Source organism: Barnesiella sp. WM24 (assembly GCF_004570975.1).
Classification (GTDB): Bacteria; Bacteroidota; Bacteroidia; order Bacteroidales; family Muribaculaceae; genus Muribaculum.
Genome location: NZ_SPPC01000008.1, coordinates 186,938 through 211,124 on the forward strand (window position 1 = coordinate 186,938; position 24,187 = coordinate 211,124).

19 protein-coding genes are annotated in these 24,187 nt (G+C 46.6%); 11 read left to right on the forward strand and 8 right to left on the reverse strand.

Annotation, left to right across the window (positions count from 1 at the left end; all coding sequences use genetic code 11):
• Positions 1-5: 5 nt before the first annotated feature.
• Positions 6-905: a DUF5106 domain-containing protein gene (locus tag E4T81_RS10440; RefSeq protein ID WP_135044255.1), complete on the reverse strand. Its 900-nt coding sequence runs from the start codon at positions 903-905 to the stop codon at positions 6-8.
• 130 nt (positions 906-1,035) lie between these two features.
• On the opposite strand from E4T81_RS10440, the gene clpB reads away from it, so the two are divergent.
• Both clpB and E4T81_RS10450 read left to right on the forward strand, forming a co-directional pair.
• Complete coding sequence (gene clpB, locus E4T81_RS10445) at positions 1,036-3,624, forward strand: ATP-dependent chaperone ClpB (RefSeq protein WP_135044257.1); 2,589 nt, start codon at positions 1,036-1,038, stop codon at positions 3,622-3,624.
• A 62-nt stretch (positions 3,625-3,686) separates the two neighbouring features.
• Positions 3,687-4,157: a hypothetical protein gene (locus tag E4T81_RS10450; RefSeq protein ID WP_135044259.1), complete on the forward strand. Its 471-nt coding sequence runs from the start codon at positions 3,687-3,689 to the stop codon at positions 4,155-4,157.
• A gap of 43 nt (positions 4,158-4,200) precedes the next feature.
• Here E4T81_RS10450 and E4T81_RS10455 read toward each other — a convergent pair whose 3' ends face one another.
• The 7 genes from E4T81_RS10455 to purL all read right to left on the reverse strand — a co-directional run bounded on the left by E4T81_RS10455 (position 4,201) and on the right by purL (position 14,486).
• Positions 4,201-4,782 (reverse strand): response regulator transcription factor, encoded by a 582-nt coding sequence (locus E4T81_RS10455; protein ID WP_135044262.1) that lies wholly within the window; start codon positions 4,780-4,782, stop codon positions 4,201-4,203.
• Positions 4,783-4,791: 9 nt separating this feature from the next.
• Positions 4,792-5,499, reverse strand: a complete 708-nt coding sequence (locus E4T81_RS10460) for a hemerythrin domain-containing protein (protein WP_135044264.1) — start codon at positions 5,497-5,499, stop codon at positions 4,792-4,794.
• 133 nt (positions 5,500-5,632) lie between these two features.
• Positions 5,633-7,336 (reverse strand): acyl-CoA dehydrogenase family protein, encoded by a 1,704-nt coding sequence (locus E4T81_RS10465; RefSeq protein ID WP_135044266.1) that lies wholly within the window; start codon positions 7,334-7,336, stop codon positions 5,633-5,635.
• An 8-nt stretch (positions 7,337-7,344) separates the two neighbouring features.
• Entirely contained in the window at positions 7,345-8,373 is a 1,029-nt protein-coding gene (locus E4T81_RS10470; protein ID WP_135044268.1) for an electron transfer flavoprotein subunit alpha/FixB family protein, read from the reverse strand.
• A 12-nt stretch (positions 8,374-8,385) separates the two neighbouring features.
• On the reverse strand, positions 8,386-9,258 hold the full coding sequence (locus tag E4T81_RS10475) for an electron transfer flavoprotein subunit beta/FixA family protein (protein ID WP_135044270.1): 873 nt from the start codon (positions 9,256-9,258) through the stop codon (positions 8,386-8,388).
• Positions 9,259-9,360: 102 nt separating this feature from the next.
• On the reverse strand, positions 9,361-10,764 hold the full coding sequence (locus E4T81_RS10480; RefSeq protein ID WP_135044272.1) for an amidophosphoribosyltransferase: 1,404 nt from the start codon (positions 10,762-10,764) through the stop codon (positions 9,361-9,363).
• A gap of 14 nt (positions 10,765-10,778) precedes the next feature.
• On the reverse strand, positions 10,779-14,486 hold the full coding sequence (gene purL / locus E4T81_RS10485) for a phosphoribosylformylglycinamidine synthase (RefSeq protein WP_135044274.1): 3,708 nt from the start codon (positions 14,484-14,486) through the stop codon (positions 10,779-10,781).
• A gap of 324 nt (positions 14,487-14,810) precedes the next feature.
• On the opposite strand from purL, the gene E4T81_RS10490 reads away from it, so the two are divergent.
• The 9 genes from E4T81_RS10490 (at position 14,811) to hisIE (ending at position 24,184) form a co-directional block, all read left to right on the forward strand.
• On the forward strand, positions 14,811-16,169 hold the full coding sequence (locus E4T81_RS10490; RefSeq protein ID WP_135044276.1) for a trigger factor: 1,359 nt from the start codon (positions 14,811-14,813) through the stop codon (positions 16,167-16,169).
• A 148-nt stretch (positions 16,170-16,317) separates the two neighbouring features.
• Positions 16,318-17,007 carry an ATP-dependent Clp endopeptidase proteolytic subunit ClpP gene (gene clpP / locus E4T81_RS10495; protein WP_135044277.1) on the forward strand — a complete coding sequence of 230 codons (690 nt, stop codon included), beginning with the start codon at positions 16,318-16,320 and terminating at the stop codon, positions 17,005-17,007.
• A 16-nt stretch (positions 17,008-17,023) separates the two neighbouring features.
• Positions 17,024-18,268, forward strand: coding sequence for an ATP-dependent Clp protease ATP-binding subunit ClpX (clpX, locus tag E4T81_RS10500; protein WP_135044279.1), 1,245 nt, complete (start codon positions 17,024-17,026; stop codon positions 18,266-18,268).
• Between the two features lie 41 nt (positions 18,269-18,309).
• On the forward strand, positions 18,310-20,490 hold the full coding sequence (gene recQ, locus E4T81_RS10505; RefSeq protein WP_135044281.1) for a DNA helicase RecQ: 2,181 nt from the start codon (positions 18,310-18,312) through the stop codon (positions 20,488-20,490).
• Between the two features lie 154 nt (positions 20,491-20,644).
• Positions 20,645-21,514, forward strand: a complete 870-nt coding sequence (gene purU, locus E4T81_RS10510; RefSeq protein ID WP_135044283.1) for a formyltetrahydrofolate deformylase — start codon at positions 20,645-20,647, stop codon at positions 21,512-21,514.
• Between the two features lie 6 nt (positions 21,515-21,520).
• Positions 21,521-22,111: an imidazole glycerol phosphate synthase subunit HisH gene (hisH, locus tag E4T81_RS10515; protein WP_135044285.1), complete on the forward strand. Its 591-nt coding sequence runs from the start codon at positions 21,521-21,523 to the stop codon at positions 22,109-22,111.
• Complete coding sequence (gene hisA / locus E4T81_RS10520) at positions 22,108-22,833, forward strand: 1-(5-phosphoribosyl)-5-[(5-phosphoribosylamino)methylideneamino]imidazole-4-carboxamide isomerase (protein WP_135044287.1); 726 nt, start codon at positions 22,108-22,110, stop codon at positions 22,831-22,833. Before hisH ends, hisA begins: the two co-directional genes overlap by 4 nt.
• Complete coding sequence (gene hisF / locus E4T81_RS10525; protein WP_135044289.1) at positions 22,827-23,582, forward strand: imidazole glycerol phosphate synthase subunit HisF; 756 nt, start codon at positions 22,827-22,829, stop codon at positions 23,580-23,582. The genes hisA and hisF overlap by 7 nt, the downstream gene beginning before the upstream one ends.
• Before the next feature lie 2 nt (positions 23,583-23,584).
• Complete coding sequence (gene hisIE / locus E4T81_RS10530; RefSeq protein ID WP_135044291.1) at positions 23,585-24,184, forward strand: bifunctional phosphoribosyl-AMP cyclohydrolase/phosphoribosyl-ATP diphosphatase HisIE; 600 nt, start codon at positions 23,585-23,587, stop codon at positions 24,182-24,184.
• Positions 24,185-24,187 lie beyond the last annotated feature (3 nt).

A 24,187-nucleotide genomic window follows, 5' to 3' on the forward strand; every position in this document is an offset into this window, starting at 1 on the left:
GTGTCTTATTGTTGCTTTTGTTTTTCTTTATATATGGCAGCCGCCATGGCAAGGAACTGATTGATGTTCATGTCTCTCAATACAATCTTGCGGTCTTTGTCAAGCAGATACATTGCCGGGAGATTGCGGGTGTCAATCAGTTTGCCGATACTGTCGGATGTTCCGGCTTCCCATTCATAGGGATATTTTTCCACTGATTTTTTCCAGCTTTCGTCAGGAGTGCCGGTATATATATCAATTATTTTTAGTGTCCCGTTTTTAGACAACGTGTTTACCGCAAAGTCAGTCTCAAGTCTTAATGAAGTCATTGCACAGTCGGTGCATTCCGGTCCGTGTATATAAAGTAATGTGAATTCTCCCGGTTGGTCATAAAGCTGATGGGTCGCACCGTAGCGGGTGGTGTAGGTGATTGGAGAAACAGTGGCTCCTACCTGTGAGCAATTAAGCATCTTGACCTGCTCAAGAAAATATGCTTTGTCTTTTGCCGAAACTTTTTTATTGGAAAGGGCTGCTTTGGTAAACAGCAGATACTGTTCATCAGCCCAGAAAGGCGCTTCCGGGGAGAAAAGGTTCTTTTCGGCTGCTTTGACTATTTTCAATGTCGACTTAGCGTCATTCTTGTATAGCGATGTAAGATTGGATATGGATTTTTTTACGCTGTCGGCACTGGCATACGGAATGAATGAGACATAATCGGCAAATGCCTCATTGAACGCTGTTGTGTCATTAAGCAGCTTTTTCATGTCAGCCTTGTCCCAAAAACGGAGCAATATATAACTCGTTTTCTCCTGAAGCGTTCCCAGCGAATCAGGTGCCATCGGATACTCGAAGTGAGTCTTTGATTGCGACATTAGCGCTATTGACGATATGACTGCAAATATTGCGGAAATAAATATTTTCTTCATGTGGGGTATATTGGCATAATTTTTGACTAACAAAGTTAACAAATGACCGCGTTAGTACAAAATAATTAATCAACATTATGGCGGTTATAAGTGTTAGAAAAGTAAAGCAAATATTAATTTATATCATATTATGAATTTCAATAACTTCACGATTAAATCGCAGGAGGCGATTCAGAAGGCGGTTGAGATTACAAAGGGTTCGGGTAACCAGGCTATTGAGCCGGTACACATACTCAAAGGATTAATGACCGAGGGCGATTCGCTGATGCAATTTATCTTTCAAAAGGTCGGCGCCAATATAGGTGCGGTTTCAGCTTCGGTTGATCGTGCTATCGCATCAGAGCCGAAAGTGTCAGGAGGTGAGCCTTATCTGAGCCGCACATCTAATGATGTGCTCCAGAAAGCGCTTGACATAGCCAAGAAGCAGGGCGATGAATATGTCACGCTTGAGGCGATTTTGCTTGCGGTATTTGCCGTAAAAAGTCAGGCATCTCAGATACTGAAGGATGCTGGATTGTCGGAGCATGAGCTGTCGGCTGCAATAGACGAGCTTAGAAAAGGGAAGAAAGCAACCGACCAGAGTGCTGAAGACACATATAATGCACTTAGCAAATATGCGATAAACCTTAACGAGCGTGCGCGATCCGGCAAGCTGGATCCTGTAATCGGCAGAGATGACGAGATACGCCGTGTGCTCCAAATCCTTAGCCGACGCACAAAAAACAACCCTATGCTGATTGGTGAGCCGGGAACGGGAAAAACAGCGATAGCCGAAGGTCTTGCCCATCGTATAGTAAGAGGCGATGTGCCTGAAAATCTTAAAGATAAGCAGATATACTCGCTTGATATGGGCGCGCTTGTCGCCGGAGCCAAGTATAAGGGCGAATTTGAAGAGCGGTTGAAAGCGATTGTCAACGAGGTCACTCAGGCTGATGGTGACATAATACTTTTCATTGATGAGATCCACACTCTTGTCGGGGCAGGAAAAGGAGAGGGGGCGATGGACGCCGCCAATATCCTGAAACCGGCGCTTGCAAGAGGTGAGTTGCGCAGCATAGGTGCTACTACTCTTGATGAATATCAGAAATATTTTGAAAAAGATAAGGCTCTTGAACGAAGGTTCCAGAAAGTCATGGTCAATGAGCCTGATGAAATGAGCGCAATCTCAATATTGAGAGGACTGAAGGAGCGTTATGAAAATCATCACCAAGTGCGCATTCGTGACGAGGCGATTATTGCTGCCGTGCAACTGTCAGAACGCTATATAACTGACCGTTTTCTACCGGATAAGGCGATTGACCTGATTGATGAAGCCGCGTCTAAATTGCGTCTTGAACGAGACAGTGTGCCTCAGGCTCTTGATGAGATAACCCGCAAAATCGCTCAGCTTGAGATTGAGCGTGAGGCAATCAAGCGCGAAGGCGACAATGTGAAGATTAAAGACCTTGAAAAAGAGCTTGCCGACCTTCGCGATGTAGAAAAAGACTTTAAGGCAAAGTGGCAGTCGCAGAAGGAGCTGATAAACCGCATACAGCAGAACAAGATTGACATCGAGCAGCTTAACTTCGAGGCTGATAAGGCGGAGCGTGAAGGCGATTACGCAAAAGTAGCTGAGATACGCTATTCTAAAGTCCAGGAAAAGGAGAAAGAAAACGAGCGTATCCAGCAGCAATTGAAAGAGATGCAAGGCGACAAGTCGCTGATTAAGGAAGAGGTTGATGCCGACGATATAGCCGATGTCGTATCGCGCTGGACAGGTATTCCTGTGAACAAGATGGTTCAGAGCGAAAAGGAGAAGCTGCTGCATCTTGAAGAGGAACTGCACAAGCGTGTCGTAGGTCAGGAGGAGGCTATCGCCGCAATTGCCGATGCAGTGCGCCGTAGCCGTGCCGGACTTAATGACCCGAGGAGGCCTATCGGTTCATTTATATTCCTCGGCACTACAGGTGTCGGAAAGACTGAGCTTGCCAAGGCTCTTGCCGAATATCTGTTTGACGATGAAAATATGATGACACGTATTGACATGAGCGAATATCAGGAGAAGCACACGGTAAGCCGTCTCGTAGGAGCGCCTCCAGGATATGTCGGATATGACGAGGGCGGTCAGTTGACTGAGGCAGTGCGTCGCAAACCTTATTCTGTAGTGCTTTTTGATGAGATAGAGAAGGCTCATCCTGATGTGTTCAATATTCTGCTTCAGGTCCTTGATGACGGCAGACTTACTGACAACAAGGGTCGTCTCGTGAATTTCAAGAACACGATAATAATAATGACGTCAAATATGGGGTCGCAGGTTATTCGCGAGAACTTTGCCGGTATAACTGACGATAACCATGCTGAAGTCGTCGAGAAGACCAAGGAGCAGGTTCTTGATATGCTGAAGCAGACCATACGTCCGGAGTTCCTTAACCGTATAGATGAGATAATCATGTTTACTCCGCTTAATGAGCGCGAGATTGAAGAGATTGTAGGTATACAGGTCAATGCTATAAAGAGGATGCTTTCAAAGAATGGCGTCGAACTTGAAGTGACTCCGACTGCTTTGAGCTATCTTGCGAAGGAAGGTTATAATCCGGAATTTGGAGCGCGACCTGTGAAACGCGTGCTGCAAAGAATGGTCCTTAACCGCTTGTCAAAAGACATTCTTGCTCAGAAAGTGGATCGTGAGCACCCGATTATCATAGATGTCAAGGATGACGAACTTGTATTTAGAAATTAATTTATAAACGAGGTGTGTGTCAGGCGCACAAGTCGGGCACACACCTATTTAATCTATTTATTATGAAAAGATTACTTTATTTGTTGTTTGCGTTGCCGCTGTTTTTGGCGTCATGTAGCGATGATGATGACCTGCCCAGCTTCCAGCTTCAGGTAGACATGAAAGGACAGACGGAAATTACTGACAAGGGAGTGATTGTTGTGCCGCAAGGTACTCCTTTCACTATAGAGTCTATTCAGGCTGTCAACCCCTCGGTTAAGGACCTTACAATCGGTGGCGCCACTTATTATTGGGATTACGTATTCCAGGGTAGCACGCTTGTAGCTCCGTTTGGTATGAAGTTTAATACAGAGAATCTGCCGCTCGGCTCTCACTTGTTGCAGATCTATATGCCGATATTTGCTGTAAATTACAGCCCGGCTGAAGCTGTCGCGTCATACACTATAAGAATAGTAGAGCCGCTTGAGGAAGGGGCTCCTGAACCGGATACTCCCGCTTCTCAGACAGTAACACCGAGCATCGGCTCAAAATAATTACGAATAAAAAGGTGCATGTGGCTTTCTCATGCATCTTTTTTTATCGGGGCAACTGAGATTTGATTTCATCAAGTTGCACAAGCTTGCTTACAATCGCGTATATGGTCAAACCCGCGGGCGAGTGAATCTGTAGTTTGGAGGCGATGTTTCGTCTATGGGTCATGACAGTATTGACCGAAACCCCCATCTCGACTGCAATCTCTTTGTTTGACAGTCCCTTTACTATACCTACAACCACATCTTTCTCTCGTTGGCTCAGTATCTTCTCTTCCTCATCTTCTTCCTCCGCTATAATCTGACGCAATGTCGATTCAATAGTGTCGACAGAATCATATATTGAGATAGTAGAGTCGAACACACGCAGAATCTCTGCCGGAAGAGCCGATGAATATAATGCCACAACTCTTAACTTGCCACTCGAACCGGCACGCAACTCATCCACTTTTTCAGCCGAAATAAGAAGCGGGTCGGCGATTATGACCGAGCTGTGATTTTTATCCAGGTCATGAAGGGTTACATGATTTATGGATATATTGACTTCCTTCAGTTGGCTGATAATGGCTGTTATGCCCGCGCTGATGATAGGAGAGTAGTGAAGCAGTGAGATGCTTATACGTTTCATCGCTGTTTATTATTGCTTGTTTCCCTCGTTTGTCAATCTGTAGTTGCGCTCTATCATTGTGATGAGCGGTATCAATATATGATTCTCAATGTCATTGTGAGAATCAAGGTCTTCTTCTGCATTATACAAGTCGACAAGTACGTCATACATTTTATTTGGCATCGAAGTTGTATAAAAGCGAAGTATTATGTTTTTCAATTCAGTCAGTTTCTCTCCGATTTCGTCATGATGACGTTTGAACAGGTCGATGCTATAGCCTGAATCTTCGCCGTTTACAAGCGCCCGGATATAGGGGAACACCCGCTTTTCTTCATAATTGAAGTGCTTTTTCACTTCTTCCATGTAGGAGTCAAAAAATGATATGATTGCCGGATTTATATCGTTATGGGTCTCTTCAAGCGCAGTTATCAGATTTTGGCGTATGTGAGGGAACTTGTATTTTAAGAAATAGTCATGGCTGTTATGCAGGAAGTCGACAATCGCTACCGGCGACACTACCGGCAGTCGCTCCGCATCAATTTTGCCGGTCAGGATAAAATTGATGATGAATAAAAACACATCTGTGTCGATGCCGTTTTCAATACAGACATCTTCGATGCGCTTGTTCTGAAACCCGAGAGGGATATTAAACCTGCTGAGTATCTGAAGGATATTGTAGTCCTCGCGTATGAGGTCAATCACACTGTCTTTACCTGAAAAGCTTCTTGTCAATTTCATAATGTGCGAAATTAATAAATATACTCTGATTTTGCAAGCTAATTTAAAATAAGTCTAAACAACAATCCGTGATTATAAAAAATAAGCCGGACGATATATTGTCATCCGGCTTATTTGTCAGGCGATTATGTAATTATGCTTTCTTGTAAATTTCAAGATTCTCAAGGCTGAAGTTTGCGATGAACTCTGCATGTCTTGCAATTTCCGATTGGATAAAGTTGCAATATACTTCTGCGCTGCCGGCAAACTCGCTGTTACGTTGCGCATCCTGAAGCAGAAGATGTCCCATTATGATGTCAGCAGCCATTTCCACCATGCGGCGTGCCATGAAATCTACATAGGCAGGCTCTTTTACTGAAGTCACCTTCTCCACTGAATCTGCATAAATCTGAGTGAGTTTAGCCAGGCGATCCTTTATTCCCTGGAGCTCAGGCTTAACCTCTACGTTCTCATATTCCTTGATTAAGTTGAGATAAGCACCGGTAGTCACATAACGGATAGCCGCAACTACCTGAAGCTGAGTGGTTCCCTCATAGATGGAAGTGATTCGGGCATCACGGTACAGACGCTCGCAGGCATAGTCTTTCATGAAACCTGAGCCACCATGTATCTGGATGCAGTCATAAGCGTTCTGGTTGCAATATTCACTGCCCATTCCTTTGGCAAGGGGAGTAAGCGCATCGGCAATCTTGCTGTATTGCTTTGACTCCTTCTTTTCTTCAAGGGTGAGGGCACGCTCTTTCGCGATATCGTCATATACCTTGTACAGGTCGACATATCTTGCACACTCATATAGAAGAGAACGTGAAGCGTCAAGCTTTGCCTTCATTACAGATAGCATTTCATATACGGCAGGGAACTCTATGATTGCTTTTCCAAACTGCTTGCGGTCACGAGCATAGGCAAGTGCCTCGCGATAAGCAAGTTCGCTTACACCAACTGACTGAGCGGCAATGCCAAGACGTGCACCATTCATCAACGCCATCACATACTTGATAAGTCCAAGCTTACGTGAACCGACAAGCTCGGCCTTGGCATTTTTGTAGACAAGTTCACATGTCGGCGAACCTTTGATACCCATTTTGTTTTCAATGCGGCGTACATTGACTCCTCCATTGCGCTTGTCGTAGATGAACATAGACAGTCCGCGACCATCCTTGGTGCCATCTTCTGAACGGGCAAGCACGAGGTGTATATCGCTGTCACCGTTAGTGATGAAGCGTTTTACGCCATTAAGCAGCCATGTTCCGTCGGGCTGTTCGGTGGCTTTCAGCATTACTGACTGGAGGTCACTGCCGGCATCCGGCTCGGTAAGGTCCATTGACATGGTCTCGCCATTGCATACACGAGGAATATAGCGGCTCTTCTGATCTTCATCGGCAAACTCATAGATTGTCTCCGCGCAATCCTGAAGCCCCCAAAGGTTTTCAAATCCAGTATCGGCACGGCTTACAATGTCAGCAGCCATGATATAGGGTGTGATAGGGAAGTTAAGACCTCCGTAGCGGCGGGGCATAGCCATACCCATGAGACCGGCCTTGCGGCAGATGTCAAGGTTCTCTTTTGTGCCGTCGGCATATATGACTCTGCCGTTTTCAACATGAGGTCCCTGATGGTCGACATCTTCAGCACGGGCAGCGATGTACTCGCCACAAACCTCGCCGACTACCTCAAGCACTTTGTCATAGCTGTCCATGGCATCAGCGAAATTAAACGGAGCATAGTCAAACTTCTCCGAATCGGTATAGTTGCGCTCTTTTAAGGCTACGATCTTTTCCATCATAGGATGGGTAAGATGATGCTTGAGAGCTGGATTATCTGTATAAAAATTAGACATTGTTGTTGCTACTTAGAGTTTTTCTTGTAATATTTGATGAGCTTAGGCACTATATCTTCAACATTGCCGGTGATCACATAGTCGGCAATTGTGTTGATCGGTGCGTTCGGGTCATTATTTATTGAGATAATGATAGAGCTTTCCTGCATTCCTGCAATATGCTGAATCTGACCTGAGATACCGCAAGCGATATAGAGTTTGGGGCGTACGGTGACGCCGGTTTGTCCAATCTGGCGGTCGTGCTCCACAAATCCTGCATCCACAGCAGCGCGTGATGCTCCTACCTCTCCGCCAAGAGTATTGGCAAGGTCAAACAAGAGGTCAAAGCCTTCCTTGCTGCCTACACCATAGCCACCGGCAACGATAATAGGAGAGTTCTTGATATTGGTCTTTGACTTCTCTATATGGCGGTCGATAATCTCGACTACAAAATCTTCAGGCTTAACATATTTGTCGGCATCAAGATTGATAATCTCGCCTTTATAGTCGGCATCCTTTATCTCTTTTTTCATGACACCCTCGCGCACTGTCGCCATCTGCGGACGGCAATCAGGGTTAACAATGGTAGCAACGATATTACCACCGAATGCGGGTCGTATCTGATAAAGCAAGTCGGTATATTCCTTTCCTGTCTTCGGATCCTTGTGGTCGCCGATTTCAAGCGCTGTGCAGTCAGCGGTGAGACCGCTGTGGAGACATGAAGAAACGCGGGGACCGAGGTCACGTCCGATACAAGTCGCACCCATCAGGCATATCTGAGGCTTAATCTCTTTAAACAGGTTGATAAGCACGGCAGAATGGGGGTTTGATGTATAGGGATAAAGACGTTTGTCTTCTACCTTGTATACAGTGTCTACACCGTAAGGCAGAACCTGTTTTTCAATATCAGCGAGTTTGTCGCCGATGATCACTGCTTCAAGCTTGACGCCGAGGCGGTCAGCGAGCACGCGTCCTTTGGTAAGAAGCTCAAGGCTTACATCGGCTACTTTGCCGTCTTCGTATTCGCAATATACGATTAAGTTATTATTATCGGTCATGTCAGTCAGGGTTTAGCCAATTGTGTGGTTAGCGATGAGTTCTTTTACAAGGTTTTCAAGCTCGGTATCGTTGTTCTCAATGGTGAGATTTTCCTTTGCGGTAAACACTACATTTTCTATAGCCTTCACCTTGGTAGGGGAGCCGGCAAGACCTATCTGCTCAGGGTCGGCGTCAACATATGCCGCGCTCCATTCCTGAAGATTGAGATAGGGGCGTGAATCAACGATAGCTTTCAGCTCGTCAGAGAGTTTTTCTTTTTCTGACGGAGAAACCGCATATTTGTATTTCTGGATGCGACGAGCATTGCGCGGACGACACTCTGCAGCCGATCCGTTGACTGTGACTACACAGGGAAGCGGAGCAACTACTGTCTCGACTCCGGCTTCAAGACGGCGCTTGACTGTTACTTTGCCATCCTTTAAGTCAAGGATTTCTTCTGCATATGTTACCTGCGGCAGTCCGAGTTTCTCTGCAATCTGAGGACCTACCTGCGCGGTGTCTCCATCGATAGCCTGACGTCCACCGAGAATGATGTCAAATTTGCCAAACTTTTTGACAGCCTGGGCAAGGGAGTAAGAGGTTGCAAGTGTATCGGCACCACCGAGAGTGCGGTCAGTAAGGACGATACCGGTGTCGGCACCGCGATAGATTGCTTCACGGATTATTTCAGATGCGCGAGGAAGACCCATTGTAAGAAGGGTGATTGTCGAGCCCGGATTAGCATCTTTCAAGCGGAGAGCCTGCTCAAGCGCATTGAGATCCTCCGGGTTAAAGATAGCCGGCAGGGCGGCACGGTTGATGGTACCGTCTTCCTTCATGGCATCCTTGCCCACATTACGGGTGTCGGGCACCTGCTTTGCGAGCACAATGATGTTTAAACTCATGACTTTTAGATATTAGATAGTTAATATGTAGCTATATTTAGTTTGTTTTTACAAAGATAATGTTTTACTGAATTATGTCCAAGCATTAAATGGCAAATTACATCAGTCAAAACTTGAACCGTCAAAACAGTGGGTGCATATCTTGCATTTCGGCAGTCCGATTGCCTTGACTACAGTCTCGATTGAGTTGAACCGTAATGATGTCAGTCCGAGTTGCTGGCGAATGCGTTCTACCATCGCATTGTATTTGGGAGAGTCGGTGGTCGCATATTCCTCAAGGTCTTTTCCGGCATCGCCTTCAAGCTCCTGGATGACGCGGCGTGTAATCAGCTCCATCTCGCTCTTGGAGGCCGTGAAATTAATGTACTTGCACGGATAGATAAGAGGAGGGCAGCTGATACGTATATGCACTTCTTTTGCACCACATTCAAAGAGGTCCTTTACATTGTCACGAAGCTGTGTGCCACGGACTATAGAGTCATCACAGAATATGACACGCTTGTCATAGAGCAACGCCCGGTTAGGGATAAGCTTCATTTTTGCTACAAGCTCACGGCGCTCCTGTGTGCTTGGGGTGAAGCTTCGGGGCCACGTTGGGGTGTATTTTACAATGCCGCGCTTGTATGGCACATTTTTACCTTCGGCATAGCCCAATGCCATGCCTATACCAGAGTCAGGCACAGCACTTACAAAGTCAACCTCGGTGTCATCATTTTTACCCATTTCCAATCCGGAGTCGTAGCGCATAAGGTCGACGTTGCGGTTTTCATATTCGCAGACCGGATAGCCATAGTAGGTCCAAAGAAACGCGCATATCTGCATCTCTTCTTCCGGAGCTTTTAGCTGCTTTATCGAGTCGGCTTTGATTTCCACGATTTCGGCCGGACCGACATTATAGCACACTTCAAACCCGAGGTTCGGGAAGGCGCAAGTCTCGCTTGTTGCTGCATGAGCCCCGTCCTTTTTGCCTATTATGATTGGTGTTCTGCCAAGCCTGTCGCGTGCCGCGATTATGCTGTCTTCTGTAAGCAACAGCATTGAGCACGAGCCTTTGACGCGCTTGTAGACATTTTCTATGCCCGACACATAGTCGCTGCCCTCGCTTATCAGCGCGGCAATCATTTCGGTAGGGTTGATGATGTCATAGCTGTGTTCACAGAAATGATGTCCCTTGGCAAGCAGCTCCTTTTCAAGAGCCGATATGTTATTGATACGCCCGACGGTAACGATTGCAAACTTGCCGAGATGGCAGTTCACAATAATAGGTTGGGCATCGGTGTCACTAATGACACCGATGCCCACTTTGCCGGCAAAATCTTTCAGGTCGCCTTCAAATTTAGACCTGAAATAAGAGTTTTCGATATTATGGATAGAGCGTGTGAACACACCGTTGTTGCAAGTCGCGATTCCGGCACGTTTTGTGCCCATGTGGGAATTGTAGTCAACGCCATAGAAAAGCTCGTTGATACACTCGTTGTGTTTTGCTATTCCAAAAAATCCGCCCATGTTTATATATGTTTTTACTTTTTATTGATTGTCTTTTCAATCCACTTGCGGGCATTTACAAATGCCTCAATCCACGGAGTCACTTCGTCAGTCTTGTGTGATTCGGGATAGTAGCCACACTGCCACGGGAACAGAGAACGCTCAGGATGGGGCATCATCGCAAGATGGCGACCGTCGGCTGATGCGATACCGGCTATAGAATAGCGCGAACCGTTAGGATTGCCGGGGTAGGAAGCATAATTGTATTTTGCAACTACGTTATACTTGGCAAGTGGTTCCGGAAGATTGAACTTACCTTCACCGTGGGCAACCCAGACTCCTATCTTCGAGCCGGAGAGCGAACCGAGCATTACGGAGTTGTTTTCAGGTATTGACAAGCCAAGGAACTGAGACTCAAACTTGTGAGATACATTGTGTTCCATCGTCGCCTTGCGCTCATGCTCCGGATTGATAAGATTTAGCTCAATCATCAGCTGACATCCGTTGCAAATACCGAGGCTCAGAGTGTCGTCACGCTTGTAAAAGCGCTCAAGGGTGGCTTTCGCGTTTTCATTCCAAAGGAATCCTCCCGCCCAGCCTTTGGCAGAGCCGAGTACATCGGAATTAGAGAATCCGCCACAGAACACTATCATGTTGACATCATCAAGGGTCTCGCGACCTGACATGAGGTCAGTCATGTGGACATCTTTCACGTCAAATCCGGCAACATAAAGCGAATAGGCCATCTCTCGGTCACTGTTCACGCCCTTTTCACGGATGATTGCAGCGCGGATGCCGCTCTTGCCATCACGACGGAGCGACAGCCCCATCGATTTCAGCTTTCCGTCAAAGCCCTTGGGGAAGCGGTATCTGATTGGCTGTTTCTTATAGTTCTCAAAGCGTTCAAGCGCACATTTTTTTCCGCTTTGCACTGAGTCCATAAGATAGGAAGAGTAGAACCATGTATCGCGGAGCTGGTCAACGAATAGCAGACGCTCTGCACCACAGTGGTTGATTTCAATGACTCTTTCTTTAGAAGGCACACCGATTGCACAATAGCGCGCACCTGCCTCTGAAAGCACAGCCTCTACCTTTTCAATCTTAGAGTCGGCAACCTGGATTACAAGAGCCGGGTTTTCAGAGAATAATATCTTCACAAGGTCAGTCTCACCAAGCTTTTCAAACGCATCGGCATTAAATTCAATACCTCCGTTGACATTGGCAAAACACATCTCAAGCAATGTGGTGACAAGACCTCCTGCCGACACGTCATGAGCGGCAAGGAGAGCTTTGCTCTTTACAAGCTTCTGCACGGCGTCAAATGTCTTGACAAACTGAGCCGGATCGCTTACCGAAGGCACTTCTTTTCCAAGACGGTTGAGAGTCTGGGCAAATGCCGAACCTCCGAGTTTAAGTCCCTCGCCGGAGAAGTCTATATAATATAATGTGGATTTCTTTGGCTGCAACACGGGCGAAACTGTCTTTCTGACATCGCTTACCTCGCCTGCGGCGGAAATAATCACTGTGCCTGGGGCAAACACTTTGTCATCGCCATATTTTTGAGTCATCGACAAGCTGTCTTTTCCGGTCGGGATATTTATGCCGAGCGCACATGCGAAATCGCTACAAGCCTCAACCGCGCGATATAGAGCCGCGTCTTCTCCGGGGTTCTTGCACGGCCACATCCAGTTGGCGCTTAGCGATATGCCCTTTATGCCGTCGCTAAGAGGTGCCATTACTATATTGGTAAGCGCTTCGGCGACTGCCATGACCGAACCTTTTGCCGAGTCAACAAGGGCAGTCTGAGGCGCGTGTCCGATTGACGTAGCTATACCTGCCTTACCCTTATAGTCGAGTGCCACGACACCACAGTCGCTTAGCGGGAGCTGGATTTCTCCCTGACATTGCTGACGTGCAATCTTGCCGGTCACAGAACGGTCAACCTTGTTGGTCAGCCAATCTTTACAAGCAACGGCTTCAAGTCCGAGCACATCAACGACATATTCGTTTATCTTTGATTCGTCATACTCTACATCTTTATATGTAGCGACTACAGTAGAGTCTGTCATCACGGTCTTCGGAGAGTTGCCAAACATGTCCGCCATAGCAAGATCAATGGGCTTGACACCGTCAGGCTGCTCGAAAACAAAGCGGTCGTCACCGGTCGTCTCTCCGACCACGTAGAACGGAGCGCGTTCACGTTCAGCAACACGACGTACATATTCGATGTCTTCGGACTTCAGTACCATACCCATGCGCTCTTGGCTCTCGTTTCCTACGATTTCCTTGGCTGAAAGAGTCTTGTCGCCGATTGGCAATGAGCCAATCTCGATTTTTCCGCCGGTAGACTCAACGAGCTCTGACAGCGCATTAAGATGTCCTCCCGCACCGTGGTCATGTATTGATATGATAGGATTATTGTCGCTTTCCGCAAGGGCGCGTATAACGTTGCTGACGCGTTTTTGCATCTCCGGGTTGGCACGCTGTACCGCGTTCAGCTCAATAGAGTTGTCGTATTGTCCGGTTTCCACCGATGACACTGCTCCGCCACCCATTCCGATTCGGTAGTTGTCGCCACCCATTACAACGACTTTCTCTCCGGCCTCAGGCTCGCCCTTGATAGCATCCTTGTTGGCGGCGAAACCCACTCCGCCGGCAAGCATGATCACCTTGTCGTAGGCATATTTCTTTCCATTCTCATCATGCTCAAATGTAAGTAATGAGCCACAGATTAGTGGCTGGCCGAATTTGTTTCCGAAGTCCGATGCTCCGTTTGATGCCTTTATCAATATATCACATGGAGTCTGATAAAGCCATGCTCTCGGATCCATCATCATTTCCCAGCGATGTTCCGGGGTCATTCGGGGGTAGGATGTCATATATACCGCAGTACCAGCGATGGGAAGACTAGCCTTACCTCCACCGAGACGGTCGCGGATTTCACCTCCTGTTCCGGTGGCCGCTCCGTTAAACGGCTCTACGGTGGTGGGGAAATTGTGGGTCTCTGCTTTAAGCGAGATTACAGTGTCGACATCTTTAATGTCGAAATAGTCGGGACGGTCGGGGTTGACAGGGTAGAACTGGTCAACCTTCGGACCTTTGATGAAAGCTACATTATCTTTATATGCCGATACGAGCTTGTTTGGATTGACCTGCGAAGTCTTTTTTATAAGTTTAAAAAGCGATGAAGGCTTTTCTTCTCCGTCAATGATGAAGGTGCCGTTAAATATCTTGTGGCGGCAATGCTCTGAATTGACCTGAGAGAATCCGAACACCTCGCTGTCGGTCAACGGACGTCCGAGCTTCTTTCCAAGGTCACGCAGATATTGCTCTTCGTCAGGGCTGAGCGCAAGGCCTTCTTTCTTATTGTATTCTGAAATGTCCTCTATATACACGATGGGGTCGGGGGTCTTCGCCACTGCAAAAATCTTGCTGTTAAGACCATCGTAGACGCGCTGGAGCATCTTGTCAAATTCCGGTTCCTCTGCATTGGTGCGCCAGAACTCTTCAATCCTGGCAATTCCGGAAAGTCCCATGTTTTGAGTGATTTCCACTGCGTTAGTACTCCAAGGGGTAATCATCTCGCGGCGAGGACCTACGAAGCGACCTTTGAGCGAGGTTGACGACAGGGGGGTGGCACCGCCGAACAGCCATGAAAGCTTCTTTAGCTCATCATCGCTGAATCGCTGAGAAGTCTCGACCGCGATAATGTGATTGGCGCCTTTTTTGAAGAAAACAACCATATGGTGATTCAGTTATTAAGTGATTGATTTATGTTGCAAAATTAGTAAAAAAACACCGTAAAATACCAACAAAACCCATAAAATATACTCGCTGTGCGGTTTCTTTTGTCTGTCTTTTGGCTCTAAGCCTGTGTCAATGGCTTGGCGCCGCATGCCGGCTTATCCGACATGCGGCGGAAATTAGGACGGCACATTATTTGTGAATTTATCATATTATGTATAATTTTGCAATCGCAAAAAAAATGTCAACACTGTCTTTAATGATTTTTGGCACGACTTTTGCAGCATGTTAGACGTTATATAAAGATAATCATACTTTAAATTATGAACATATCACAAGAAAAGACCGGCAATGTAAGCGTTAAGCTTACTGTCGCAATCGAGGAAAACGACTATAAGGACAAAGTCGTAAAAGAGCTTAAAGAAATAGGCAAGAAACACGCTATTCCCGGCTTCCGTCAGGGTCATGTGCCCCTCGGCGAGCTTACTCGCCGCTTTGGCAAGCAAGTGACAAGCGACGTAATCAATAATGAGGTTTACGAAGCGGTCGTAAATTATATCCGCGAGAACAAGCTTGCTGTGCTTGGCGAACCGGTGCCGGTTGAAGTCAAGGAGCTTGACCTGAAGAATGAAAAGGACTTCACTTTCCAGTATGAGCTTGGTCTTGTGCCGGAAATCAATGTGACCCTTGACAAGGAAGAACACCTCCCTTATTACACCATCGCAGTGACCGATGAAATGGTCGACGAGCAGGACAAGCATTTCCGCGAGCGTTTCGGCGCACAGGTACCCGGAGAAGAAGTCGAGCCTAACGCACTCGTAAAGGGTTCTATCATGGAGCTGAACGAAGATGGCACAGTGAAGACTTCTGACGACGCTATCCAGATGCTTAACGGCATTGTTGCGCCCATGTACTTCAAGGATAAGGCAGAGGCTGAGAAATTTGCCGGAAAGAAGGTGAATGACAAGGTAGTGTTTAACCCCTGGAAGACATGCGAGGGCAACGCTGCAGAGCTTTCTTCAATGCTTGGTGTGGACAAGGACAAGGCTGCTGACATCAAGGGTGACTTTGAGCTCTCAATATCAGAAATCATCGTGCTTCGTCCCGCAGAGCCCGGTAAGGAGCTGTATGACAATGTACTCGGCAAAGACAAGGCTCATAACGAAGAGGAATACCGTGCCGGAGTGAAGGAGATGGTCGCCCGCGAGCTTTCACGTAATAGCGAAATGCTCTTCCGTGTTGACACAGAGAAGGCTATGCTTGAGAAGTATGGCAACATGGAACTCCCCGTTGAAGTGCTCAAGAAATGGCTCGTGCGTCGTAACGAAGGTCTTACCGAAGAGAATATCGACGAAGAATATGTAAAGATGGAGCCGGGTCTAAAGTGGCAGCTTATCAAAGAGCGTCTCGGTGCTATCTGCGAAATCAAGATTGACGAGCAGGATCTTATCGACCATGCAAAGGCTATCGCTGCAATGCAGTTTGCACAGTATGGCATGACCAACATGGACGACGAGACTCTTACCGACTACGCAAAGCGCATCCTTGCTGACAAGAATTACCGTCCGCGCATCGTAGAAGAGGTAGGCGACATCAAGCTCTTCAACGCCATAAAGGAGAAGGTGACCGTCGACAATAAGGAAGTTTCGCTTGACGAATTTAAGGAAATCGCTTCCAAGTAACGCGATACACCTATTATATTATGTGACGGGCGGCACTTATGTGGCGTCCGTCACTTTTACATCCATGTAAATATTATATTAAAAAATTTGCATGGACATGATTTTATTTTGTATCTTTGAATAGTAAACAAATAATCGAAAGACAAGCATGAATAACGATTTTAGAAATTATGCCGTCAAGCATTTGGGCATGAACGGGCTCGCGCTTGACCAATATATCGCTGCGACAGGAGCGGCAAATATCACTTCAAGCTATATCTCACCGACCATCATAGAGGAACGTCAGCTTAATATCGCGCAGATGGATGTGTTCTCACGCCTTATGATGGACCGCATCATATTCCTCGGCACGGAAGTCAATGACTATACGGCAAATGTCATCCAGGCGCAGCTGTTGTATCTTGACACCTCCGACCCCGGCAAGGATGTGTCCATATACATCAATTCTCCCGGTGGATCGGTATATGCTGGACTTGGCATATATGACACCATGCAGTACATCTCCAGCGATGTTGCTACCATCTGTACAGGTATTGCCGCGTCTATGGCGGCAGTATTGCTCGTGTCGGGAGAAAAGGGAAAGCGTTTTGCCTTGCAACACTCGCGCGTGATGATTCACCAGCCAATGGGCGGCGCGCAGGGGCAGGCATCTGATATTGAAATCACCGCACGTGAGATACAGAAGCTTAAAAAGGAGCTTTATACCATAATCGCCAATCATTCCGGCCAGCCGTTTGAGAAAGTCGAGCGCGACTCTGACCGCGACTACTGGATGACCGCCGAAGAGGCAAAGCAATACGGAATGATCGATAACGTACTTGTAAAAGCCAACAGATAATCGACAGAAACAGATTATGGCAAAGAAAAAGACAGAGCAGGCAATATGTTCGTTTTGTGGACGTCCCGCCGACATGGTTGATGTACTCGTGCCGTCGGCAGGATTGTCCGGTATCTATATTTGCTCTGAATGTGTGGACACCATATCAGGCATCCTACACGATTATAAAGAGCAGGCGAAGGACGGCGAGCCCACCAGAATGGACTCTGTGCCTAAGCCTAAAGAGATATATGACTACCTCAATCAGTATGTTATAGGGCAGGATGAAGCCAAGAAATATCTTTCCGTGGCTGTCTACAATCACTATAAGCGACTTTCCCAGGATAAAGACGATGATGTCGATATCGAGAAAAGCAATGTGATTCTCGTAGGGCCTACAGGTACGGGAAAGACCCTTCTTGCCAAGACCATCGCGAGGATGCTTGACGTGCCGTTCACCATTGTGGACGCCACCGTCCTGACTCAGGCGGGATATGTAGGGGAAGACATCGAGAGTCTTTTGACCCGACTCCTGCAAGTCGCTGATTATGATGTTGCGAAGGCTGAAAAGGGTATCGTCTTCATTGATGAAATAGACAAGATTGCCCGCAAAGGCGACAATCCGTCGATTACACGCGATGTAAGCGGAGAAGGTGTGCAGCAAGGTTTGCTGAAGCTTCTTGAAGGCTCGGTGGTGAATGTGCCGCCGCAGGGAGGCAGAAAGCATCCGGAACAGCGCATGATTCCTGTCGACACAAAAAACATCCTGTTTATATGTGGCGGTGCTTTTGACGGAATAGAGCAGAAAATAGCCCACAGACTCAATACTCATGTGGTAGGATATTCAACCGACCCCGCAAGGCAGCGTGTGCAACGGGAGAATTATCTTAAATTTGTAGCTCCTCAGGATTTGAAGTCGTTCGGGCTTATTCCGGAGATAATAGGGCGTCTGCCCATACTTACCAATCTTGAGCCGCTTGACCGCGATGCCCTGCGACGAGTGCTTACGGAGCCTAAAAATGCAATTGTGCGTCAATACGAAAAACTCTTTGCAATGGACGGAGTGAAACTCACTTTCGCGCCTGAGGCTCTTGACCTTATTGTTGACAAGGCAATTGAGTATAAACTCGGGGCAAGAGGATTGCGCTCTATAGTGGAGACTATAATGATTGACTCTATGTTTGATGTTCCGTCTTCCGGAGTAGAAACCTTTACGGTCACTCGGGAGTACGCATTGGAAAAATTACAAAAAGCTAATTTTGAGATAAATAAGACAGAATAATTAATATTGCATAAAAGACTTGGATTAAAAACCTTATGACCATGGCAAAGAACCCCGTACTTATCGAGGAGTTGAAAAAGCACTTCGGATTTGATACCTTTAAAGGTAATCAGGAAGCGATTATTTCCAGCCTGCTCGCCGGAAACGACACTTTTGTATTGATGCCTACAGGAGGAGGAAAGTCGCTGTGCTATCAGTTGCCTGCGCTCATGATGGAGGGCACCGCGATTGTCATATCGCCGCTCATTGCGCTGATGAAAAATCAGGTTGATGCCATGCGCAATTTCAGCGAAGATGACAATGTGGCCCATTTTCTCAATTCGTCGCTTAACAAGACGGCGATTGACCAGGTCAAAAGTGATATTCTTGCCAAAAAGACCAAGTTGCTCTATGTCGCGCCCGAGTCACTGACCAAGGAAGAGAATATTGAATTTCTCAAAACCGTGCCTATCTCGTTTTATGCCGTAGACGAAGCTCATTGTATATCGGAGTGGGGACATGATTTCCGCCCGGAATACCGTCGCATACGTCCGATTATAAACGAGATAAGCCGCCGTCCGGTGATTGCGCTTACCGCTACAGCCACCCCCAAGGTGCAGCATGACATACAGAAAAACCTTGGCATGCAGTCGGCTACTGTGTTCAAATCTTCCTTTAACCGTAAGAACCTCTATTATGAGGTGCGTCCAAAAACGGCAAATATCGACCGTGACATCATAAAATTCATTAAGTCGCAGGAAGGAAAGAGCGGCATAATATATTGCCTGAGCCGCAAGAAGGTTGAAGAGCTTGCGGAAATTCTAAAGGTCAATAACATAAGGGCTCTTGCCTATCATGCCGGGATGGATAGCGCCACACGCTCTGAAAATCAGGATGCATTCCTGATGGAAAAGGTGGATGTGATTGTGGCGACAATAGCCTTTGGCATGGGAATAGACAAGCCCGACGTGAGGTTTGTGATTCATTACGATATACCCAAGTCTCTTGAAGGATACTATCAGGAGACGGGACGTGCCGGGCGTGACGGCGGAGAGGGCAGATGCATCGCGTTCTATCAGAACAAAGACTTGGTGAAGATGGAAAAATTCATGCAAGGCAAACCGCTTGCCGAGCAGGAGATTGGCCGTCAGCTTCTGATGGAGACGGCAGCTTATGCCGAGTCTTCGGTGTGTCGCCGCAAGTCGTTGCTGCATTATTTTGGTGAAGAATATCTTGAAGATAACTGTGGAAATTGTGACAATTGTCTAAATCCTAAAAAACAAGTGGAAGCTAAAGATGAATTATGTGCGGTAATCGAGACTGTCACCGCTCTAAAAGAAAAATTCAAGGCTGAGCAAGTGATTGATGTGATGCTTGGCAAAAACACGGCAACAGTGAAATCTTACAACCAGGATGAGCTTGAGGTGTTCGGTTGTCTGCAAGGTTCTGATGCAAGAACCATTAATACCGTAATCCGCCAGGCGATAATTGCCGGCTATCTTGACCGGGATATTGAAAATTTCGGGTTGTTGAAGATTACAAAAAAAGGAAAGGATTATTATAAAAAACCTGTTTCATTTAAGATTGTTGAAGATAACGACTTCAGTGAAGATGAAGAGGAGATGGTTGTAAAAAGCGGGGCTGCCTGTGCTGTTGACCCGGAGCTTTACAATATACTCAAGGATCTTCGCAAGAAGCTTGCTAAAAAGCTGGAGTTGCCGACTTATGTTATCTTTCAGGATCCTTCGCTTGAAGCGATGGCGACGACCTATCCTGTCACGCTGGAAGAACTTCAGAATATTCCAGGTGTCGGAGCCGGAAAGGCAAAGCGTTATGGAGAAGATTTCATAAAGGTCATAAAGACCCATGTTGAAGAAAACGAGATTGAGCGTCCTGAGGATCTGAGAGTAAGAAGCGTTGCTAACAAAAGCAAACTTAAAATCTCTATTATCCAGGGAATTGACCGAAAGATAGCACTTGATGCGCTTGCCGAAAGCAAAGGGCTTGAATTTAGCGAATTGCTTGATGAAATCGAGGCTATTGTATATTCGGGTACCAAAATAAGCATTGACTATTTCCTTGACGAAATTATGGATGAAGACCGTCAGCTCGACCTGTTTGACTATTTCAAAGAGAGCGAGAGCGATGACCTTCAGGAAGCAATCAACGAGCTTGGCAACGAGTTCTCGGAAGAGGAGATAAGGCTTATGCGTATCAAATTCTTGTCAGAAATGGGCAATTGACATTCGTTATAAACCATATCATAACATACACTTTTGCTTGAAAGACAAGGTTCTTCTCAACAAAAGTGTATGTTTTTGTATATAAATGTGTCATTTTATTGCTAAATCACTCGTAAATGAGTATATTTGCAGAACAAACGCAGTTGTTGCAAACATGGAACAAAAACAGAGAAATACAGCCATACTACTCATGCACTGCCCTGATCAGCCAGGTATCATCGCAGTGATAACAGAGTTCATTAATGTCAATGGTGGAAACATTGTCTATCTTGACCAGTATGTAGACCGTGTAAACGGTGTCTTTTACATGAGAGTGGAGTGGGAGCTTGATAATTTTATCATTCCGAAAGAAAAGATAGACGAGTATTTCAAGGTACTTTATGCGCAGCGATACAATCTAAGCTATTCGTTGAAATTTTCTGATAAGAAACAGCGTATGGCGATTTTTGTCAGCAAAATGTCTCACTGTCTTTACGACATACTCGCGAGATATATCTCAGGAGAGTGGGAGGTCGAGATACCTGTGATAATAAGCAACCACCCCGATCTTGCGGTAGTGGCGCAGCAGTTTAACATACCCTTTGAAGTCATTCCGATCACTAAAGACAACAAGTCGGAAATGGAGGCAAAAGAGTTTGAGATTCTTGACTCTTACAATGTCGATTTTATTGTGCTTGCACGTTATATGCAAGTGCTGTCGGAAGACTTTATAAACCGCTACCCACACCACATCATAAATATTCATCACTCCTTCCTGCCGGCATTTGTAGGGGCGAAGCCGTATCACGCTGCCTATGACAGGGGCGTGAAGCTAATAGGGGCGACAAGTCATTATGTGACCCCCGACCTTGATGCCGGTCCAATCATCGAACAGGATATCACACGAGTGACACACAAGGATACGATTGCCGATCTTGTAAAGAAAGGGCGTGACCTTGAGAAGATTGTGCTTTCACGTGCAGTGGAGAAGCACATACAGCGTAAAATCCTTACATACAATAACAAGACTATCGTATTCAGCTAAATAATAATGGGTGTCGCTATCATAAAGTATAATGCCGGCAATAACTTTTCAGTGCTTTGCTCCCTGCGCCGACTCGGAGTGGAAGCGACAGTTACTGATGATGCCGACAAGATAAGACGCGCCGAAAAGGTGATTTTCCCGGGAGTTGGAGAAGCCTCGTCGGCAATGTCTTATCTTAGGGCTACAGGCCTTGACCAGTTGATAAAATCGCTTCAACAGCCGGTACTTGGCATATGTATCGGTCAGCAGCTGCTCTGCCGTCACTCTATGGAGGGCGACACAGAATGTCTTGGCGTGTTTGATGCCGAAGTGCGGCGCTTCCCTGATTTCGAGGGCATGAAAATCCCTCACATGGGGTGGAATACGGTCTCGTCCATGTCGCCTAATGGCGTCATAACTCCTGAGACCGACAATTCATTTGTCTATTACGTTCACAGTTATTATGTGCCTGTATGTGACTTGACCACAGCCGTTACCGACTATATCGTGCCGTTCAGTGCCGCGATGCGTAAGGATAATTTCTATTCCACACAGTTTCATCCTGAAAAGAGTGGCGACACCGGTGAAGCTATAATTAAAACATTCCTTGAATTATGATTCAGATTATCCCGGCTATCGACATAATTGACGGTAAATGTGTCCGGCTGACAAAAGGCGACTATGACAGCTCGCGTGTCTATGATGACAACCCGGTAGAGATTGCAAAGCGATTCTGCGACGCGGGATGTCGCCGGATTCATGTCGTTGATCTTGACGGGGCGAGATCCAGTCACATAGTAAACTACCGCACTCTTGAGAGTATCGCTTCAAAGACATCGCTTGACATTGATTTTGGCGGCGGGTTAAAAAGTGATGAAGATGTAAGAATCGCGTTTGACTGCGGCGCATCGATGATAACAGGCGGCAGTGTCGCTGTAAAGTCTCCTGAATTGTTTTTGGGATGGCTTGGACGATATGGGGCACAGAAAGTCATTCTGGGCGCCGACGTTAACGGTGGTAAGGTTGCTACCGATGGATGGCTCGAACAGTCGGAACATGACTTGTTGGAATTCATAAAGGACTATTATGAAAAAGGTATCCGACAGATAATATCTACTGATATTTCTGTTGACGGCACACTAAGCGGCCCGTCGGTTGAGATGTATCGGTCCATGATGTCGGTCTTGCCTGATGCGCGCATAATAGCCAGTGGCGGCGTAAGTTCGCTTGACGACATTATGCGGCTTGAAAATGCCGGAGTGCCGGCGGTTATCGTCGGAAAGGCGATATATGAGGGGCGCATAACATTAAAGGATTTGGAAAGGATTGCCCTATGTTAGCGAAACGCATAATACCCTGCCTTGATGTAAAGGATGGCAAGACGGTAAAAGGAGTGAATTTTGTTAATTTCCGTGATGCCGGTGATCCTGTCGCGCTCGGAAAGAAATACAGTGACGAAGGTGCCGACGAACTTGTGTATCTTGACATAACGGCATCACATGAGGGCCGACGTACTTTTGTAGACCTGGTGACGAGAGTCGCTGAAAATATAAAAATCCCCTTTACGGTAGGGGGAGGCATCGGATGTGTGGAGGATGTGGAGAGGCTGCTTGACGCAGGTGCCGATAAAGTATCGGTCAATTCTTCAGCCTTACGCAATCCGCATCTTATTGACGACATTGCCTCGCGTTTTGGCTCTCAGGTGTGTGTTCTGGCAATTGATGCCCGGTTTACCGACGGAGATTGGCGATGCTATGTCAACGGAGGACGTGTCCCTACGGAAAGGCATCTGCTTGAATGGGCAAAGGAAGGTGTGATGCGCGGAGCCGGAGAAATACTGTTTACCAGCATGGATCATGACGGCGTGAAAACCGGATTTGCCTGTGATGTGTTATCAAGATTGTCTGATGAGCTGTCAGTGCCGGTAATCGCTTCCGGCGGTGCAGGTGCGTGCTCTCATTTTTATGATGTTTTCACTCGCGGCAAGGCTGATGCTGCGCTTGCCGCAGGCATTTTTCATTTCAATGAAATTGGAATTGCCGGTTTAAAGCAGTATCTTTATGACCGAAATATAAATGTAAGATTATAAATATGGCAAACCTAAACTTTCAGAAACTTGGCGGTCTTATACCGGCTATAATTCAGGACGCGCAGACAAAAAATGTTTTGATGCTTGGTTTCATGAACCAGGAAGCTTATGATAAGACTGTCGCCGACGGTAAGGTTACTTTTTTCAGCCGCACAAAGAACCGTCTTTGGACAAAAGGGGAGGAGAGTGGCAATTTCTTAAACGTAGTATCGATAGAAGAAGATTGCGACAACGATACCCTTCTTATAAAAGTCAGACCTGTCGGCCCGGTATGTCATAATGGCACAGACACCTGTTTCGGCACAGAAAACAAGCGGGGTATAGAATTTCTATCCTACCTTCAGGACTTTATAATAAAGCGTCATGAAGAGATGCCGGAAGATTCTTACACTACGCTCCTTTTTAAGAAAGGGCTTAACCGCATGGCTCAGAAAGTGGGAGAAGAAGCGGTAGAGACCGTTATTGAGGCGACCAATGGCTCCGATACGCGTCTCATATATGAAGCTTCTGACCTTATATATCACCTGATTGTGCTTTTGACCGCAAAGGGACACAGGATCGAAGAACTTTCAGCCGAACTTGCACGCCGACACAAAGTATAACAC

What these genes read in the sequence shown, in the direction of transcription:
- E4T81_RS10455 (WP_135044262.1), bottom strand. Translation starts at nt 4,782, where the DNA reads ATGAAACGTATAAGCATCTCACTGCTTCACTACTCTCCTATCATCAGC.
- purL (WP_135044274.1), bottom strand. Translation starts at nt 14,486, where the DNA reads ATGGTTGTTTTCTTCAAAAAAGGCGCCAATCACATTATCGCGGTCGAG.
- E4T81_RS10490 (WP_135044276.1), top strand. Translation starts at nt 14,811, where the DNA reads ATGAACATATCACAAGAAAAGACCGGCAATGTAAGCGTTAAGCTTACT.
- clpX (WP_135044279.1), top strand. Translation starts at nt 17,024, where the DNA reads ATGGCAAAGAAAAAGACAGAGCAGGCAATATGTTCGTTTTGTGGACGT.
- E4T81_RS10440 (WP_135044255.1), bottom strand. Translation starts at nt 905, where the DNA reads ATGAAGAAAATATTTATTTCCGCAATATTTGCAGTCATATCGTCAATA.
- E4T81_RS10475 (WP_135044270.1), bottom strand. Translation starts at nt 9,258, where the DNA reads ATGAGTTTAAACATCATTGTGCTCGCAAAGCAGGTGCCCGACACCCGT.
- E4T81_RS10480 (WP_135044272.1), bottom strand. Translation starts at nt 10,764, where the DNA reads ATGGGCGGATTTTTTGGAATAGCAAAACACAACGAGTGTATCAACGAG.
- E4T81_RS10450 (WP_135044259.1), top strand. Translation starts at nt 3,687, where the DNA reads ATGAAAAGATTACTTTATTTGTTGTTTGCGTTGCCGCTGTTTTTGGCG.
- E4T81_RS10465 (WP_135044266.1), bottom strand. Translation starts at nt 7,336, where the DNA reads ATGTCTAATTTTTATACAGATAATCCAGCTCTCAAGCATCATCTTACC.
- hisIE (WP_135044291.1), top strand. Translation starts at nt 23,585, where the DNA reads ATGGCAAACCTAAACTTTCAGAAACTTGGCGGTCTTATACCGGCTATA.
- clpB (WP_135044257.1), top strand. Translation starts at nt 1,036, where the DNA reads ATGAATTTCAATAACTTCACGATTAAATCGCAGGAGGCGATTCAGAAG.
- E4T81_RS10470 (WP_135044268.1), bottom strand. Translation starts at nt 8,373, where the DNA reads ATGACCGATAATAATAACTTAATCGTATATTGCGAATACGAAGACGGC.
- clpP (WP_135044277.1), top strand. Translation starts at nt 16,318, where the DNA reads ATGAATAACGATTTTAGAAATTATGCCGTCAAGCATTTGGGCATGAAC.
- purU (WP_135044283.1), top strand. Translation starts at nt 20,645, where the DNA reads ATGGAACAAAAACAGAGAAATACAGCCATACTACTCATGCACTGCCCT.
- hisA (WP_135044287.1), top strand. Translation starts at nt 22,108, where the DNA reads ATGATTCAGATTATCCCGGCTATCGACATAATTGACGGTAAATGTGTC.
- hisH (WP_135044285.1), top strand. Translation starts at nt 21,521, where the DNA reads ATGGGTGTCGCTATCATAAAGTATAATGCCGGCAATAACTTTTCAGTG.
- E4T81_RS10460 (WP_135044264.1), bottom strand. Translation starts at nt 5,499, where the DNA reads ATGAAATTGACAAGAAGCTTTTCAGGTAAAGACAGTGTGATTGACCTC.
- hisF (WP_135044289.1), top strand. Translation starts at nt 22,827, where the DNA reads ATGTTAGCGAAACGCATAATACCCTGCCTTGATGTAAAGGATGGCAAG.
- recQ (WP_135044281.1), top strand. Translation starts at nt 18,310, where the DNA reads ATGGCAAAGAACCCCGTACTTATCGAGGAGTTGAAAAAGCACTTCGGA.